Consider the following 16,778-nt stretch of genomic DNA (forward strand, 5'->3'; position numbering starts at 1 on the left):
GAATTCAGCTACAGGAAGAGTACTACGGCAGTTTCACGGCTTGCACGGCGTCGGCGATCACATGGCCATCGGTGCCGGCGTTGCTGATGATGACGATGATTTCTTTCTCTGCCTCGAAGTTGCCGAGCGAGACATAGTTATCGGCTTTGGGCTTTTCTCGCTGATTGACTTTCACTTCGGTCGTCTTGTCGCCGACTTTCACGGTCACCGGCACGTTGGTCGCGCGGTTGCCGTTCGACGTGTAGAACAGGCGGACGTCGTACTTGCCCGCTTCGCTGATCGGCAGGACGAACGTGACGGTTCGTTGCCCCTTCTCTTCATTGTTGTCGTGCAAGTACTGCGTGCCGACAAAGCCAGGAGTTACGCTGCTCACGCCCCAATCGCCGACGACCTTGGCTTTGTTGTCATCGACGACCACGCCCTTTAGATCCTTGACGTCGATGCCAGCAGAACCCTTCACCGCGCCGGTCCAGACCAGCACTTGTTTGTCGGCGAGGAGCCGTTCGTTGAGCTTCTTGTAGTCAACTTTCTGCACAGTCACTTTGTCGTCGATGGCGATGCAGGCCGCCGTGGCTGCCGATTGGCCAAGGACCATGAAGACCGGTTCCATGCGGATGCTGCCGAAGGCGATGTGCGAGCTGCTGAGATTGACCGGCACGAGCAGGTTGCTGGCCTGGTCCTCGCTGGGGACGATCGACTTGTATGAAATCGGATAGGGCGAAACGCCGACTTGCACGTCACCCTCGTTACGGACTTGGCCCTTTTCGTCGACATAGCGCTGCACGTTGTGCGAGTCCATGTTGTAAGCGCCGAGGCCGACCGGATCGTCGCATTTGCGGCGAGCCTGGCAATCGGCTTGCGTCATCACGTAGTCGCTGATCATGCGGCGCGCTTCGCGCACGTACATCTGGTGCGGCCAGCCGTCGTGCTCGGCGAACTCGTCTTTGCACAGGCCCCAGCGGCTCACTTCGTTCCGAATCTTTTCCGGCACGCGCGGATCGCTGACCAGCGTCCACATCAAGCCACGCTGGTACAGCAGATGGTCGTTGAAAATCTCGTCCCGCCGTTTGTAATCGGCTTCGGGATAGTCGTAGTTCATGTTGATGTTGTCGCTGGCAAAACCGTGATTGTTGTTCACGTCGGTCTTGCGATTCGGCATGAGCGTGGGAGCCCACGGCGCTTTGGTTTCACCGGCTTCGAAGTTGCGCAGCAGCAGTTCAAAACGGAGCGGGTCGTAGCCTTCGGGTTTGCTGAACGGAATTTTGTTCTCCGGCCGATCGGTCAGGCACATGCGAAAGTTGTAGGCCTGCACGCGTTTGTCACCAGCGCCTTCCTCACCGGGCGAATCGCCATGCACGCCCGGCAGCAGGCCGCTCGATTTATCACCTTTCTTCACGTACGGATCGACGCCGGCAACCAGTTGATGCGAACGAGCATTCTTCACCTGCACGCCGTTGAGCGTTTCGCCGTAGACGGAATTCGCTTCGCGGCCGACGTGAAACTTGACGCCGGCGAAGGCGAAGAGATCCCCTTCGTAGCTGGCATCGAGAAACATCTGCGCTGCGTAAACCTCACCACTCTCCATACGAATCGAAATGATGTGATTGCCTTGCTTCTGCACGCCATCCTTCAGGTCGAGCCGCTTGCCGTAGATGACCGTGACTTTTTCTTCCTCACACCAATTGCGGAGAATCTTTTCGGCGACACTCGGCTCGAACGTCCACATCGCATCTTCGACGGCGCCTTCGGTGCCGCGACCGCTGCGGTAGTTCTCGGGCTTTTCGTAGGTCCAGCTTTTCGGATCGTTGTAGTGCTTGCGAACCCGCTGATAGAACTCACGGCTCACGCCGCCGATGGCGGCTTTGTTGCCGATGTCGGTCGCGCCGAGACCGCCGCTCGTCAAACCACCCAGGTGTTTGCCGGGCTCGATGATCGCAGCCGTCTTTCCCATCCGCCGCGCTTGCACAGCGGCTGCCACGCCGCCGGCGCTGCCGCCATAAACAATGATGTCGAAGCCCGCCGTCGTCGGCGCTGCGTGCGTAACGGCGCAAAGGACCAATGACAAAATCAACAGGCCGGCCAGGCAACGAGTCACATTCATGAGAGCGTCCGCAGCGGGGAGGATTCGACAATGCCGCACGAAACAAGGTCAGGTGTGCGGGATTGCGAATTATAGCGACGGCGGGAGCGGCGGGGAATTTGGCGGAGGGCAATCAACGACTAGGGAATTCGGCTTTGCCACGTCTCAGGAGCACGTGAAGTATGAGTGATTGCAAATATCACTACGTAATTGCCGTCTATCGTGAACACAATGATGTACGGGTACCGGTCAACTTTGGCGACTCTTCCTCGGCGATGCTGAATGGCAAAAAGTTCGGGATTATTTCGGACAAACTCAACTTTCTGTTCGACGGCCTTTAGGAACAGCAACCCCCGTCCTGACGATTGCTCGTCGTACCAGTCCCTGGCCTCGTCCAAGTCGCGCGCAGCGCCTGGCATGATGATTGACTTGCGGCTCATTCTGCATACTTCGCAGTAAGTTCAGCGAATACGTCGTCCCAAGCCCGAGCTTGGCTAGGATCCTTTTCATAGGCGTCCATTCGCCGGTCAAGTTCGGCGATCAGCCAAGGAGGTAGTTCTTGCTTGTCTGGAATTTCAACAACTGATTGCAGGATCGCTGAGGCGAGTTCAATTCGTTCATCACGATTCAAGCGGTCAATTCCAAAACTTGCCAAATCGAAGTTAGACACCTTGAGTCTCCATAAGGGGCTTTGGCCACTTCTTCGGCCGCAATACTCCTGATCGGTTTTCCTCACCAATTCTACCTCCCACTTGCGATCAGACCAACTCCTTCCCCCATCTGCCAATCTGCCGCTGCATCGCTAAAATCCACGCTGGCGAAAACTTGTTCGACACATTCCAAAGATTGGATGACGTTCATGACCGTGCAGGCAATTCACGAGTCGGTGACCAACCTCCAGGCCGATACACTCGTTGTGGGCCTCTATGCCGACGAACCGCTGAGCGGCGCTGCCGAAGAACTCAACCGGGCCACGCAAGGCATGCTGACGCGGTTGCAGGAGACAAAAGACCTGAGCGGCAAGCGGGGTGAATTGGTCACGCTGTATGCTCCGAGCGGCTTGAAAGTGCGGCAGGTGACGCTTATTGGCTTGGGGCTTCGTTCGGCGCTCGATCGCAGCGGCGCCTTTCGAGCTGCAGCGACAGCGGCTAAGGCCGTGGCGGGGAAAGAGCGCGGCCTCGTTGCGTTCTATCTTGCCGATCGCTGGTCGAGCGAACTTGTCGAGAGCGGCGTATGCGGCAGCTTGGTTGGTTGCGTCGGACAGGATCTGTATCGCGCGAAGAAGAATCGCTTTCCTCTCACGCAGGTTGCTTGGGCGAATGTGTCTGCCGCTGACATTGCTCGCGGCGAGAGCCTGGCCGACGGTGTGAACCTCGCGCGGCGATTGGTGAATGAACCGCCAGGCGATATGTATCCGGAGACGTTTGCCAATGAAGCGGTGAGCGTCGCCGAAGCGAGCGGACTGGCGATTGAAGTTTGGGACAAGCAGCGTCTGGAAGCCGAACGCTGCGGCAGCTTGCTGGCCGTGGGCAAGGGGTCTGATCGCGACTCGCGACTCGTTATTTTGAAATACAACGGTGGACCGGAGGGGGCCGCGCCGATCGCTTTCGTCGGTAAGGGCGTGACATTTGATTCGGGCGGGCTGTCGATCAAGCCGACCGACGGCATGAAGACCATGAAGTGCGACATGGCCGGCGCTGCCGCCGTCGTCGGCGCCATGCAAACGATCGCGCAGCTGAAACTGCCAGTGAATGTGATCGGGCTGTGCGGCCTGGTCGAAAACATGCTCGGCGGCAGTGCGTTCAAGCTCGGCGATGTGCTGCGGGCTCGCAGCGGCAAGACGATTGAAGTGCTCAACACCGACGCCGAAGGTCGTCTCGTTCTGGCCGATGTGCTCGATGTCGCGCTGCAGCACCAGCCGGCGAAGATCGTCGATTTGGCAACACTGACCGGCGCGTGCGTTGTCGCCCTCGGCACGGACATCGCCGGTTTGATGACGAATGATCAAACGTGGGCCGATGAAGTGAAAGCGTCGGGCGATGCTGTGGGCGAAGCCCTCTGGCCGTTGCCGATGTTCCCCGAGTTTAGCGAGCAGATTCGCAGTGAAGTTGCCGACATCAAGAACACCGGCGATGGTCGCTGGGGCGGCGCGATCACGGCTGGCAAGTTCCTGGAAGAATTCGTCAACGGCAAACCGTGGGTTCACCTCGATATCGCCGGCCCCGCGTTCCTCGACGGCCAAAAACCCTGGCTCGACGCCGGCGGCACTGGCTTTGGTGTGCGCACGCTCGTTGAGATTGCCCGACGAGCAACGTAACGCTGAGTTCCCTACTCTCTTCAACCCTTCATCCCTCTTATTCCCATGCCCTGGTTCACTAAATCCGCCGCTGAAATTTCCCGTGCTGAAGTTGTTGCGCTCATCGATCGAACGCTCGATGAAGCGAAGCAGCGGATCTGCAAAGATCCGAAGCGGGTGCTGCTGCTGCCGCCGGATATCACGCGGATGCACTCCGGCGCCGGTTGGATCACCGAGGCGTTTTATAACCTGCTGTCGCCGACGGCCGATGTGCATGTTATTCCCACGCTCGGCCAGCACGAGCCGCACACCCGCGAGCAAAACGCGCAGATGTTTGGCAAGATTCCGCACGAGCGGATTCACGCGCACGACTGGCGCGACGGCTGCGTGCAGATTGGCGAAGTGCCGGCCGATTATGTGAAGGAGACAACCGGCGGGGCTGCCGATTGGGCCTTTCCGCTGTGGCTCAACTCGATGCTGATGAAGGAGAAGTGGGATCTCATTATCAACATCGGTCACGTCGTGCCGCACGAAGTGCTCGGCTTTGCGAATCACAACAAGAACTACTTCATCGGCCTCGGCGGTAAGGATCTGATTTGCACGTCGCACATGGCCGCGGCTTGCTGCGGCATTGAGAACAACCTCGGCAATCTCCTTACGCCGGTGCGGCAGTGCTTCAACTATGCCGAAGACACTTACTTGAAATCCCTGCCGGATTTCTACGTGCAGGTCACGCTTGCTCGCAACCCTGCCGGCCACCTTGTGCACACTGGCGTCTTTGTCGGCGACGATTTGGAAACGTATCTCGGCGCAGCACGTCAGGCCCGCGACCAAAACATCACCACGCTCGACGAGCCGCTGAAAAAAGTCGTCTGCGTCATGCAAGGCGACGAGTTTTTCAGCACTTGGGTCGCCAACAAAGCCGTCTATCGCACACGCATGGCGCTCGCCGACGGCGGTGAGTTGCTAATTCTCGCGCCGGGCCTCAAGCGTTTCGGCGAACAGCCCGACGTCGATGCTCTCATCCGCAAGTACGGCTACTGTGGCACGCCGCAGGTGATGGAACTCTACAAGAAGAACGCCGATATGCAGGACCTGGCCCACGCCAGTGCGCACCTGATTCACGGCAGCAGCGAAGGCCGCTTCAAGATCACGTACGCTCCAGGCCACTTGGAAAAGGCCGACGTCGAGCAAGTGAAGTTCGGCTACGCGAATCTAGACGAGATGCTGCTGAAGTATCCGATCGGCCAACTCAAGGAAGGCTTTAACGACGTCAACGGTGAGCGGATCTATTTCATCCCCACGCCGTCGGCGGGCCTGTGGGCAACGAAGGATCGGCTACTCAATCGCAAGACGGGTTTTGGTGCGGGTTAATATGACCACTCCTTTTCGCACCACCCGCCGTGTCGAATTCAGCGATACCGATGCGGCCGGCATTATGCATTTCTCGGCGTTCTTCCGCTTCATGGAGCAAGCCGAGCACGATTTGCTTCGCTCGCTCGGCTTGAGCGTCGTGATGGCGGACGATGTCGCCAAGGCTGGCGGCGGCAAACTCAGTTGGCCGCGGGTGCATGCCGATTGCGACTTTCGCGTGCCGGCGCGTTACGAGGATGTACTCGAGATTGAAGTGACCATCGGCCGCCTCGGCGAGAAGAGTGCGAATTATCAGTTCCGCTTTGTGCTCGGCGGCAAGGAACTCGCGACCGGCGAAATCACCAGCGTCTGCTGCCGGATCATCGCCGGCCAACCTCCGCAGTCGGTGGCAATCCCCGAATGGTTTCGCGCCAAGCTCTCACCGTTTGTCGTTTCTGCAACGGATGGCTAGATCATGCGCACGCTCGCCTGCTGCTGCGGAGTTCTGCTCTCCCTCGTCGGTGGACGACTGGCAAGTGCTCAGCCGCAACCGGCCCCCATTCGCTTCGGCATTGATGAAGTGATTGCGCCTGTGGCCGAAGTGCCAGCGGCGGAAAAGGCGATTCTCAAGCAACACACCGAACTCGATTTTTCCGTCGGCTTTGCGTGGCGATGTGCCTTCGTGGGGAGTTCGTACGGTTCCTTTGCGAACTGGCACGGCCGGTACGTGCTCTTCGATGGCGACAACATTCTGGAAATCACTCGCACCGACCTGGAACGCATGCTCGGCAAGGATCAATATGCCCGCCTGCATCCGCCGCTGCGCTATCGAATTCCGCCGGGCCTGATCGGGCTCCTGATTCTCATTGTCTTCCTGGCCAAGTTCGATGCACTCTTCCCCACCAGGATATTGCTTGCCAAACGCCTGCTGAACGATGCGCAGTATGTCCAAGCCGTCGAAGTCTACGAACGGAGCCTGCCGGGGCCGGACGAAGAATCGACCGCCGATCTGCGCAAGCAGGCCTTTGCTGCCGCCGTCGAATTTCTCACGACCGCTAAGTCGCTCGCCAAACCAGAGGCCGAAGCTCGGCTGCGAAAAATCATCTCCAGCCGAGAAGAGGAAAAATCTAAGTACCTCCGCCAGCAAGCGCTCGCCTACGAAGAAGCAGGCGATTGGAACGAAGCCCTCGACCATTACGAAGAGGCCGCCGAACTGCGGGAATTGTGGGATGCGAAGGATTTTGCTTTCCTGCAAAAATGCATCCGGCGGGTCGAGCAGAAACAGAATTCAGCTTAATTTGCGCTTATTGCCCAAAAGGAAGTGGCCTATGAAGCGGATCGGGATACGTGAATTTCTGTTGGCAATGCTCGTGGCTGTTCTGGTTGTGATTGTGGCGCGTGCCTGGCAACGCAGGTCTGCAGCAGACACGAAAGGTCTCGCTGATGTGCCAGAACTCATCGGAGGCTCGTTGGGCTACGAGGCATTTCAAAAGTCGGACCAAGTGCTCGCTTATCGAATCAGTCATCCGGAAGATGTTCGCAGCATAACTCAGGATTTTCCGGTCATCGCCGGACGGGTAGCGGTTCCGGCAGAAGTTCGCGACGAGTTCCGCACCAGCGTCTTGCCGCGAAGGTTTCTCGGCGTGACAGGTTGTGCGCCGGAATACGCAGTGAGAATCGACTTCGTCAAAGGGGAGCACACGTTGCGCTTCTTAATCTGCTTGCACTGCAATTCGATCGTGGCGCTTCTCGATGGCCAGGAATGCACCGCACGCCCAGACAAGCTCAGGCTCGATTTTAATGAGGAACAAATGATCGAAGTCGCCAAAAAACTCTTTCCGAATGACCAGCGGATTCAAGAGCTTAAATCTTAGGACGACCGTCAATCCTCTATTTTTCGGCGGTTTCAGGCATTGCTAACGCCCTCGTCAGATCGGCACGAATTGGCTAAAATTTCGAGCTTTCCAGTTGCCAATTCCTCTTCGCTCGTCGGAGCCGTGCGCCACCAATGAAAGCCATCGCCGTCTATCCAGGCCAGAAAAACAGCGTCCACCTCGAAGAGATTCGCAAACCCGAGGTCACCGATATTCCGAACGACAAGGGGATCCTGGTCAAGGTTCTCAAGGTCGGCGTTGATGCGACCGACCGCGAAATCAACGACGCTCTGTACGGCCAGGCCCCGCCCGGCGACAAGCACATGGTTATTGGCCATGAGTCGTTCGGCGTGGTCACCGCCGTCGGCAAGGCTGTGAACCGGGTCAAGGTCGGCGATTACGTCACCGCCACCGTCCGTCGTCCCGGCAAGTCGATCTACGACATGATCGGCACGTACGACATGACGAGCGAAGAGACCTACTACGAGCGGGGCATCAACCTGCTGCACGGCTACCTCACCGAGTACTTCGTCGACCACGAAGACTACATCGTCAAGGTGCCGAAGGGGCTCAAGCATTTGCATGTGCTGATGGAACCCATGAGCTGCGCCGCGAAAGCCGTGCAACAAGCCTACGAAGTGCAACGCCGGATGCGCGTCTGGAGCCCGAAGAAGGCCTTTGTGTTTGGCGTTGGCCAAATCGGCTTGCTCTCGGCCCTCATCCTCAAGCTCCGCGGTCTCGAAGTCTATTCACTGGCTCGTTCGAAAGCCGGCACGCTGAATAGCAAAATCGTGCAAGGACTCGAAGCGACTTACGTCAGTACTTCCGAAACACCGATGGACGAACTCGTGAAGAGTGTCGGCAAACCCGACCTCATCATCGACGCCACCGGCAGCAGCCAGATGGCCTTCGACGGCATGCGGTGCCTCGGTCTCAACGGCGTGCTGGTGTGGACGAGCATCACCGGCGCCGACCGGGCCATTGAAGTGAAGTCGGACAAGATCAATCTCGAATGGGTGCTCGGCAACAAGCTGCTCCTCGGCAGCGTGAACGCCAACCGCGAGCACTTTGAATCGGGCATCCGCGACCTGGCTCTCGGCGAAATGATGTACCCTGGCGTGGTGCAGCAGATCCTGACGAACCCCGTCGACGGTCTCGACAAGTACGAAGAGATGATGAAGCTGTTGACGAATGAAAAAGCAGCGCTCAAGGTCTACGTCAACGTCGCCGACGAGTAATACGTCGTACGCCGGAACAAGTGGTACTCGGCGCAGTTCCGGCAAGAATCGCAGATTGATATCGAAAGCAGCTCCAGGACGGACCAATGGTCCGTCCTACTTTTTTAGGTAGGCCGATGAAAGCAACGATTCGCGTCGCCGCCGTGCAGTTGTGTGCCTCCACCGACAAGCGTGCGAATCTGGCGGCAGTCGAAACGCTCGTCAGAAAAGCGGCAGCCGGCGGAGCCGAGCTGATCGTCCTGCCGGAACTCTTCAACCTCTACGGCAATTTGCGAAAAGCGGCTGCTGAAGCAGAATCGCTCGAGGGGGAGACGGCAACGCTACTAAAACGTCTGGCCCAGGAATCGAATGCCTGGCTGATCGGCGGCAGTTTTGCGGAAGTGGGCCGCGACGGCAAAGCATTCAACACAAGCCTGGCGATCGATCCCGCCGGCGAAGTTCGCGGCAGCTACCGCAAGATGCATCTCTTCGACGTCGATCTCGGCGAAACGCTGCGGGTCAAGGAATCCGACAACCTCCTTCCCGGTCAAGATATCGGCTATGTCGAAACACCGCTGGCGAACGTCGGCTTGTCGATTTGTTACGACCTGCGGTTTCCGGAACTTTATCGCCAGCAGTCCCGTCGCGGCGCCGAGTTGCTCTGCATTCCAGCCGCCTTCACGCAGAAGACGGGCCGCGATCACTGGCATCTGCTAGTCCGTGCGCGGGCGGTAGAGAACCAATGCTACGCAATCGCTGCCAACCAAGTTGGCGAGCACGCGCCAGGGAGCGTCAGCTACGGCCATTCGTTGATTGTCGATCCCTGGGGTCGTGTGCTGGCCGAAGGATCGGATGGCGAACCGGGCGTGATCACGGCAGAACTCTCGGCAGAGGTGCTGAACGATGTCCGCCGCAAGTTGCCGGCGCTGCAGCATCGCATCTTGTAGGCACTTAGACCGCAGGTTGCGAATAAGAATCGGTCGTTTATTTAGCCACCAGCTTCAGCTGGTGGTGTTGAATCAAAGAGTGACCGGCTTTAGCCATTGATCTCGCGCGCCGATGGATGGCTAAAGCCGCATGCATTTTTCGCTGCAAGCCACCAGCTAGTGCGTTTCCATGACCCATCTAGCGCCAGGTGGGCAAGGTCGGTAACTTAGGGATCATCTCAAGGAGGTGTGGTCTGATGGAACCGATTGCCGTGGAAATTCGCACCGAGATTCTTGCCGCTTGCGATGCTGGCGAGGGCACACGCATCGTCGCCGTACGCTACGGCGTGTCGGAGTCGTGGGTGCGACGCGTGAAGCAGCAGCGTCGCGAATCGAATCAGCTTGGCCCGAAGACGGCAGCGCCGCGGCAGCCCGAGTGGAAGGCGTGGGGCGATTGGTTGGTGGCGAAAGTCACGGCTCAGCCGGACATTTATTTGCGCGAGCTGCAGGCGGAACTCAAGGCCGAGCGCGGCGAAGAAGTTTGTTTGATGACGATCTGCAATGCGTGTCGCGCGCTCGAGCTCACGCGAAAAAAAAGACGCTGATTGCGAGCGAGCATGATCGTCCGGATGTTGTCGAGAAGCGCGAGAAGTGGCGCGCTGAGCAGCAAACCATTCCTCCCGAAAAAGCAGTTTTCATCGATGAAACGTGGGCCAAAACTTGTATGACGCGGACCTATGGGCGTTCGCTCATTGGTACGCGACTGATCGAAAAAGTTCCCAGCGGCCGTTGGGAAACAACGACGTTTCTCGGTGCGATGCGAGCCGAAGGATTTATCGCGCCGCTGACAGTCGAAGGAGCCATTAACGGCGAGCTGTTTCTTTCTTGGGTGCGGAAAGAACTATCGCCGGTGTTGCGGCCTGGCGACATTGTCGTGATGGATAATCTCTCCAGCCACAAAGTGGCCGGCGTCCGCGAAGCGATTGAAGCCGTAGGTGCCGAGGTGCGTTACTTGCCGCCGTACTCACCCGACTTGAACCCGATCGAACTGGCGTTCGCGAAGTTCAAAAAGCTACTGCGCGATGGCGCGCGACGCACCGTCGAAAAACTTTGGGAGCTATGCGGCACACTGCTCGATGAATTCACCGAGCAGGAGTGCCGCAACTACTTCAAGCACTGCGGCTACCGCTACACCTAAGATGGAAACGCACTAAAGCTGGTGGCTAAACGGCAGCGAACAACTTTGATAAATGCGTACGGAATCGATCGCTAACTAGAATTTCACGGATCACCAGATACACGTCACATACACAGTAACTATTAACAATAACTTGTTATTAACAGTAATAATTCTGCAGCTCATCTCCGTGTGACTTCGCGGTTTGCTTGTTGCTAGCTGCAAGAAAAATTCTGCGGGCATCCTTGCTTGACAACGGCCCGCGACTTCGCACAATGTCGCAAGTCGGATCGATTGCCGGAACAATACGCTCGATACGATGATGAAGAGGCATCTAAGCCTGAGTTGATAGTGCCCGCAAACTTGCCTGCGACCAACGCTCGGAACTGATCATCCCGAATCGTGATTCGCCGGTCTTATCGCTAACCTTTGGTTGAGCGGCGCACTCCTTCATCATTCGTCACGTATTGCCGGCAGGTCAGCCAGTGGAAGCACCACGCGCAATCGCTCACACCTTGGGCATGGAACTGCGATCGTGTTGTTTCCGTAGCAATCAGACCAGCGGGTACGCTCGCTAAGAAACAGATCCGACTCAAAAGCAAAGCTACTGGGGGCCGGCGACTGATGTTGGAGCGACAGTCGGCGACCTAGTCGAGGAACGGAGGCCCCCCCATGGTTTTTGTTATCAGTGTTAAAATTCGCTGATGGCGAATTGCTTGCTCAGTTTGGGTTCGAATCTCGGCGATCGCGGCGCGCATCTGCAAGCGGCGCTGCGGAGCCTGAGTTCTCTTCCCCAAACGGTTCTTCTCGCGCAAAGTTCCTTTCGCGATACAAAACCGGTCGGTGGTCCTGCGGCGCAAGATCCGTTTCTCAATGCGGCAGCGCTGATCGAGACTTCGTTATCAGCACAGCAACTACTCGCCGAACTGCAGAGGATCGAAAACGAACTCGGTCGCGTGCGCACGGAACGCTGGGGGCCGCGAACGATAGACCTCGATCTGCTGCTCTATGACAAACTGGAACTGGAATCACCTGAATTGACCCTGCCGCATCCGCGAATGTCATTTCGGCGGTTCGTTCTGGAACCGGCAAACGAGATCGCGGCGGAGATGGTCTATCCGATCAATGGTTGGACGATCGCTCGATTGCTGGAAAATATTTGCAAGCTGCCGGCTGAGATCGCGCTGTCACCGGGGTTGTCGGAATCCGAATTGCGGATTGACCATTCTCCAGAGTGGGCGCTTGTGGACTTCGATGAGCAATCGCGCCGCGAGTTGCACGGCGGAGTAAAGCCGCGTTTGGTGGTTGTCTGGCATCCGGCCGATGCACCGAGTCTTTCGCGGCTGCGTCGAATTCGTCGCCGCCCTGATTCGCCGCCCATGCTGTGGATTGCTGGCGCCTCGTTCGAACAAGCACGGCAAGAGGTCATCGCCGCAATGGCTGCGATGGAATAAAATCGAATTTGTCTCATCAGCGGGTGCAAGCCACGGCTTGGCAGTTTGCACCGACCGAGCCGGAGGCTAGCGCCTGGCGGCTGATTTGGGACAATCGTCGGGTTGCTTAGGCGCGAAAGGCGGGCAGAGTCTTGGCGGAACAATCTCAACCTCGGATTATTGAAACAGCAGCCAGCATGCGCGCAGAGGTTCGCCGCTTGCAGCGCGAGGGACTGCGCGTCGGCCTGGTGCCGACGATGGGCGCTTTGCACGATGGGCATCTGAGCCTGGTGCGAATGGCGCAGAAAAGTTGCGATCGGGTCGTGACCACCATTTTCGTAAATCCGACGCAATTCGGCCCACAGGAAGATTTTTCTCGCTATCCGCGGACGCTCGAGCGCGATTTGCAGTTACTGCGAGAAGCCGGTTGCCAATACGTCTTTGTGCCGAGTAAGGATGAGGTTTATCCGCCCGGTTATTCGACCGAGGTCGATCCACCCGCCGTGGCCAAGCGCTGGGAAGGGGAATGCCGGCCGGGGCATTTTCGCGGTGTGTGCACGGTCGTGCTGAAGTTGTTCAACATGATCCCCGCCGATGTTGCGGTGTTCGGCCAGAAGGATTTTCAGCAGGCGGCCGTTCTGCAGCAGATGGCCCGCGATCTGAATGTCGGCATGCAAATCAAAATCGGGCCGACCATTCGCGAAGTCGATGGCTTGGCGATGAGTTCGCGCAATCGCTATCTCTCGCCAGAAGAGCGGCAGCGGGCTCTGTCGTTGTCCCAAAGTTTAAACGCGGCGCAGGCTGCAGTTGCCGCCGGTGAGAAGCGTGCTGTCACTCTCGCAGCCATGATTGGCGAAACGCTGCAGCCGCAAGTCGATCACATCGATTACGTTGCCATCGCCGATGCCGAGACGCTTGAACCGGTTGACGCAATCGGCCCGAACACGGTCATTTTGCTCGCCGTGAAAATCGGCAAGACGCGGTTGATCGACAATTGCCTTCTCTCTCCCACTCGCCACGAATAGGAACGGAATCCCGTGCGCTCGACTCTTTTTCTTGTTCCTCAATTCATCCCCGGCGATCCGTTACATCTGCAGGTCTTCGGCTTCGGCTGGCTGTTGATTTTGTGGCTGGTGATCGCTGTCGGTCTCGTCATTGGTTGGTCGCGCTGGTCGAAGAGTGCGCTTGATTGGTACGGGCTGCTCCCCTACATCGGTCTCGTCGGTGTCGGCATTGTTTTCGTGCTGCCGAACCTGCTGGTCAAGGACGAGGCGGGTAACGTAGGTCTGCCGATTCGCACGTATGGGCTGTTCATGGTGACTGCCGTGATCAGCGGTGTGCTGCTGGCGGCCTATCGCGCGCGGAAGATGGGCATCGATCCGGAAGTGATTTATACGCTGGCGATGATGATGACGATTTCGGGCATTGTCGGCGCGCGGGCTTTTTTCGTCATTCAGTATTTCAACCAATTCTGGGTGCCGGGAAGCATCGTCGGGACCTTGCAAAAAATCGCCAACGTGCCGCAAGGTGGCCTCGTTGTTTATGGCGCGGTGCTCGGCTCGTTTCCCGTCGGCGTGTGGTATTTGTGGAGCCGCAAGTTGCCGCCGCTGGTGATTGCCGACATCACCGCGCCGAGCTTGCTGATGGGGCTGGCGATCGGCCGGATGGGTTGCTTCATGAACGGCTGTTGCTACGGCGGGTTTTGTACGTTGGAACCGCCAGCCGTGACCTTTCCCGCCGGCAGTCCGCCGTATCAACAGCAAGAAATGCAAGGCTGGCGAACTGGCGTTTGGCTGAAGCAAGAAGAAATCGACAAGCAAAAAAAAGCTCTGACCAACGCTGCGGATCTGCCGCCGCCGAAAATCATTGTGGCCTATGTCGCGCCGAACTCGGCTGCTTCGTCTTCCAAGGTGAAGGTGGGAGAGGTCATTACCAAAATTGGCGGCAAGGCGGTGGAATCGCTCAGCGACGCTCAGGAGCAACTGCGAAAAAGCGATGCTGCGGTGGAAATTCAATTCGCCAACGGCATGATCAAGCGCTGGACGCTCAACCGGCCGCCGCCGCGCAGTGCGCCGGTGCATCCCGCGCAGGTCTATGCTGCCGTTGATGCCGGCTTGCTGGCGCTGCTGCTGTGGGCGTTCTATCCGTTCCGTCGCCACGATGGCGAAGTGACGGCGCTGATGTTCACGCTCCATCCCATGTCGCGATTTCTGCTCGAGATCGTCCGCGTCGACGAGGGTGGCCAGTTCGGCACGGGCTTGACGATTTCACAGTGGGTCAGCATCGGCCTGTTTCTCATCGGCCTGGCCCTGTGGTGGTATGTCGAAAACCAACCGCGCGGCAGCGTCGTTCCCGCGAAACGCCTCGCCGTTGCGTGAGTTCGTGGCCGAAACGAGTTTGTGAACGATGCCGCAATTCGTGATTCTCCATCATCGCCTCCCCGCCGAGTCAGGCCGGGGTGATCACTTCGACCTGATGCTCGAGGACGGCCCGGGCGGTTTGCTGACCTGGGCCGTGGCGAAAATTCCAAGTTCGCGCGAGCAACCGGCGGAACAGTTGCCGCCGCACCGTCGCGACTATCTCACGTACGAAGGGCCGATCTCAAACAATCGCGGCGAAGTACAGCGTGTGGCAGCAGGGACGTTTGAATGGCTCCGGCGGGATGAGGCGGAAGTGCGCGTACGGCTGACGAGCATGGAGCTTTCGGGAGAGCTTGCGCTGCGACGACAGGCTGGGGCCTGGCTGGTGCAGTTGACTGCCTGACTTTGTGCCGGCGATTCGTATTTGACCTGGCGTGTCCATTTGTATACACTTATTCGGCAAGTGCTTCTCAGGTCATTGACAAGTCGGTAGTTTTCATTGCGCACGTTGGTTGGAGTTGCAATCAACGTGTTGATTTATTTCTTGGGTGTGAACGAGCGAAATCCGCGTTCTCGAAGTTCCGCCGGTCGTTATCGAACAGCCCGGCGGCGGTTATCACGCGGCGGAGAGGTGTGATAAAAGGTTATAGGCTGCTGGCGCTCTTTTGCTGTAAGTGATGCTGGAATAGAGGGTTACGGTATTTTGGAAATGAGATTGCCTGTTATATAACCACTCCCTGAACTGAGGGTTTTGGAGTCCGGGTCAGGTTGCATCCATGAATTCTCATTTTTCTGACGGAAAACTCATCCCAGCCGTCAAAGTTTGCCGATACTGGGGAGGCAACCGTAGGGCTGTCGATCGCTAGCGGGATTTTGCGCGTCGTTCACGTGCGGAAATGCCTGCGAAATCGGCGGGAAGATGGCGAACCATGGCCCCTCGGTCAGCGTAGGTCAGTAGGCGTAAACTTCTGACCTTTACCCATTCGAGAGATTGCGGCACAATCCGCCCTGCCAATGTTTCAAGGGCAGCCGCAACCTTCCCGAGTTCCAGCAATTCGGGGCTGGTCCCCCAAAAACCCGAACCCAGGCGTGCGAAACCGCCGGCTATGAGAGCCTCGATTCGCACTGGTCAGGACGACCGAAAAATTAGCAAGGAGTGCTGAGCGTGAAAGTCTGCTTTCCCGCCACGTTTGTGGCAGGCGTCATGTTTTGTTTGATCCCGGCCGCCGCATTTGCCCAAGTTGGTGGTGCACCTGGTGCTGCTCCTGGCATGGCTCCCGGCGCTCGCCCGCCGGCCGCTGCCGCTCCGGCAGCAACAGCTCCCGCCGCGGGACCACGAGCCGCCACGCCGATCGTGGTGATCGACATCGCCAAGGTCTTCAAGGGTCACTATCGCTTTAATCAGCAGATGGGCGACATCAAGAAAGACATCGAAGACTTCGATGGCTATGTCAAGAACGAAACCAACAAGCTCAAGGCCATGGGCGAAGCCCTGCAGAGCTATCGAGCCGGTTCGCTCGAATACAAGCAAAAGGAAGAAGAGGCCGCTCGCCTGACTTCCGACCTGCAAGTCAAAGTCGGCCTGAAGAAGAAAGAGCTCCTCGAAAACGAAGCTCGCGTCTACTTCAACGTCTACCGCGATCTGGAACAGAAGGTTGCGATCTTCGCTCAGCAGAACCAGATCATGATGGTTCTCCGCTTTAACAGCGACGAGATGAAGGAAGACGATCGCAACAGCGTGCTGCAAGGCGTGAACCGCGCGGTTGTGTACTACAACCCGGGCCTCGACGTGACGCAGCACTTGCTGGTGGAACTCAACCGCGGTGTGCCTCCCTACAACCCGCCAGCTCCGGCCGGTGGCGCGACGGGCCCGCAGGCCAACAACAACTTCAACAACCGTCCGCAGATTCCAGGACCGAATGGTCAGCCAGTTCAGCCGAACCGGCCCCGGTAACTGCGGTTGGACGTAGTCACTTTCACCGGCCCGGAATCCTGCAAACCGTGGTCGGTGGTATCGCGTGGTCTGGCTCTGGAAAATCTTCCTGCGGCTGGTCTCGCTTCC

Annotated in this window: 17 protein-coding genes; 14 read left to right on the forward strand and 3 right to left on the reverse strand. The window is 58.0% G+C overall.

What is annotated here, in order from left to right; genetic code table 11:
* Window positions 1-22: 22 nt before the first annotated feature.
* The 3 genes from M9Q49_RS08775 to M9Q49_RS08780 form a co-directional block, all read right to left on the reverse strand.
* Entirely contained in the window at window positions 23-2,101 is a 2,079-nt protein-coding gene (locus M9Q49_RS08775; RefSeq protein WP_254508343.1) for an FAD-dependent oxidoreductase, read from the reverse strand.
* Window positions 2,102-2,220: 119 nt separating this feature from the next.
* On the reverse strand, window positions 2,221-2,520 hold the full coding sequence (locus M9Q49_RS35960) for a type II toxin-antitoxin system RelE/ParE family toxin (RefSeq protein ID WP_390843642.1): 300 nt from the start codon (window positions 2,518-2,520) through the stop codon (window positions 2,221-2,223).
* The gene (locus M9Q49_RS08780; RefSeq protein ID WP_254508344.1) at window positions 2,517-2,750 is read right to left on the reverse strand and encodes an addiction module protein; all 234 of its coding nucleotides are present in this window, start codon (window positions 2,748-2,750) and stop codon (window positions 2,517-2,519) included. The genes M9Q49_RS35960 and M9Q49_RS08780 overlap by 4 nt, the downstream gene beginning before the upstream one ends.
* A 189-nt stretch (window positions 2,751-2,939) precedes the next feature.
* On the opposite strand from M9Q49_RS08780, the gene M9Q49_RS08785 reads away from it, so the two are divergent.
* From M9Q49_RS08785 to M9Q49_RS08850, 14 genes are all read left to right on the forward strand, one after another.
* Entirely contained in the window at window positions 2,940-4,397 is a 1,458-nt protein-coding gene (locus M9Q49_RS08785) for a leucyl aminopeptidase (protein ID WP_254508345.1), read from the forward strand.
* A 45-nt stretch (window positions 4,398-4,442) separates the two neighbouring features.
* Complete coding sequence (locus tag M9Q49_RS08790; RefSeq protein WP_254508346.1) at window positions 4,443-5,750, forward strand: lactate racemase domain-containing protein; 1,308 nt, start codon at window positions 4,443-4,445, stop codon at window positions 5,748-5,750.
* 1 nt (window position 5,751) lies between these two features.
* Window positions 5,752-6,201, forward strand: coding sequence for an acyl-CoA thioesterase (locus M9Q49_RS08795; protein ID WP_254508347.1), 450 nt, complete (start codon window positions 5,752-5,754; stop codon window positions 6,199-6,201).
* A gap of 3 nt (window positions 6,202-6,204) precedes the next feature.
* The gene (locus M9Q49_RS08800; RefSeq protein WP_254508348.1) at window positions 6,205-7,026 is read left to right on the forward strand and encodes a tetratricopeptide repeat protein; all 822 of its coding nucleotides are present in this window, start codon (window positions 6,205-6,207) and stop codon (window positions 7,024-7,026) included.
* 31 nt (window positions 7,027-7,057) lie between these two features.
* Window positions 7,058-7,603 (forward strand): hypothetical protein, encoded by a 546-nt coding sequence (locus M9Q49_RS08805; RefSeq protein ID WP_254508349.1) that lies wholly within the window; start codon window positions 7,058-7,060, stop codon window positions 7,601-7,603.
* Between the two features lie 134 nt (window positions 7,604-7,737).
* Complete coding sequence (locus M9Q49_RS08810) at window positions 7,738-8,841, forward strand: glucose 1-dehydrogenase (RefSeq protein ID WP_254508350.1); 1,104 nt, start codon at window positions 7,738-7,740, stop codon at window positions 8,839-8,841.
* A 116-nt stretch (window positions 8,842-8,957) separates the two neighbouring features.
* Window positions 8,958-9,767 carry a carbon-nitrogen hydrolase family protein gene (locus M9Q49_RS08815; protein ID WP_254508351.1) on the forward strand — a complete coding sequence of 270 codons (810 nt, stop codon included), beginning with the start codon at window positions 8,958-8,960 and terminating at the stop codon, window positions 9,765-9,767.
* Between the two features lie 236 nt (window positions 9,768-10,003).
* Window positions 10,004-10,351, forward strand: a complete 348-nt coding sequence (locus tag M9Q49_RS08820) for a hypothetical protein (protein WP_254508352.1) — start codon at window positions 10,004-10,006, stop codon at window positions 10,349-10,351.
* Entirely contained in the window at window positions 10,312-10,944 is a 633-nt protein-coding gene (locus M9Q49_RS08825) for an IS630 family transposase (RefSeq protein ID WP_254508353.1), read from the forward strand. The genes M9Q49_RS08820 and M9Q49_RS08825 overlap by 40 nt, the downstream gene beginning before the upstream one ends.
* 683 nt (window positions 10,945-11,627) lie before the next feature.
* The gene (folK, locus tag M9Q49_RS08830; RefSeq protein ID WP_254508354.1) at window positions 11,628-12,377 is read left to right on the forward strand and encodes a 2-amino-4-hydroxy-6-hydroxymethyldihydropteridine diphosphokinase; all 750 of its coding nucleotides are present in this window, start codon (window positions 11,628-11,630) and stop codon (window positions 12,375-12,377) included.
* A gap of 131 nt (window positions 12,378-12,508) precedes the next feature.
* Window positions 12,509-13,381, forward strand: a complete 873-nt coding sequence (gene panC, locus M9Q49_RS08835; protein WP_261365036.1) for a pantoate--beta-alanine ligase — start codon at window positions 12,509-12,511, stop codon at window positions 13,379-13,381.
* A gap of 12 nt (window positions 13,382-13,393) precedes the next feature.
* Window positions 13,394-14,734, forward strand: a complete 1,341-nt coding sequence (locus tag M9Q49_RS08840) for a prolipoprotein diacylglyceryl transferase (RefSeq protein WP_254508356.1) — start codon at window positions 13,394-13,396, stop codon at window positions 14,732-14,734.
* A gap of 28 nt (window positions 14,735-14,762) precedes the next feature.
* On the forward strand, window positions 14,763-15,119 hold the full coding sequence (locus M9Q49_RS08845) for a DNA polymerase ligase N-terminal domain-containing protein (protein WP_254508357.1): 357 nt from the start codon (window positions 14,763-14,765) through the stop codon (window positions 15,117-15,119).
* 762 nt (window positions 15,120-15,881) lie between these two features.
* A complete protein-coding gene (locus tag M9Q49_RS08850; RefSeq protein WP_254508358.1) occupies window positions 15,882-16,670 on the forward strand; it encodes an OmpH family outer membrane protein in 789 nt (262 codons plus the stop codon).
* Window positions 16,671-16,778: the final 108 nt, after the last annotated feature.

This window comes from Anatilimnocola floriformis (assembly GCF_024256385.1).
Classification (GTDB): Bacteria; Planctomycetota; Planctomycetia; order Pirellulales; family Pirellulaceae; genus Anatilimnocola; species Anatilimnocola floriformis.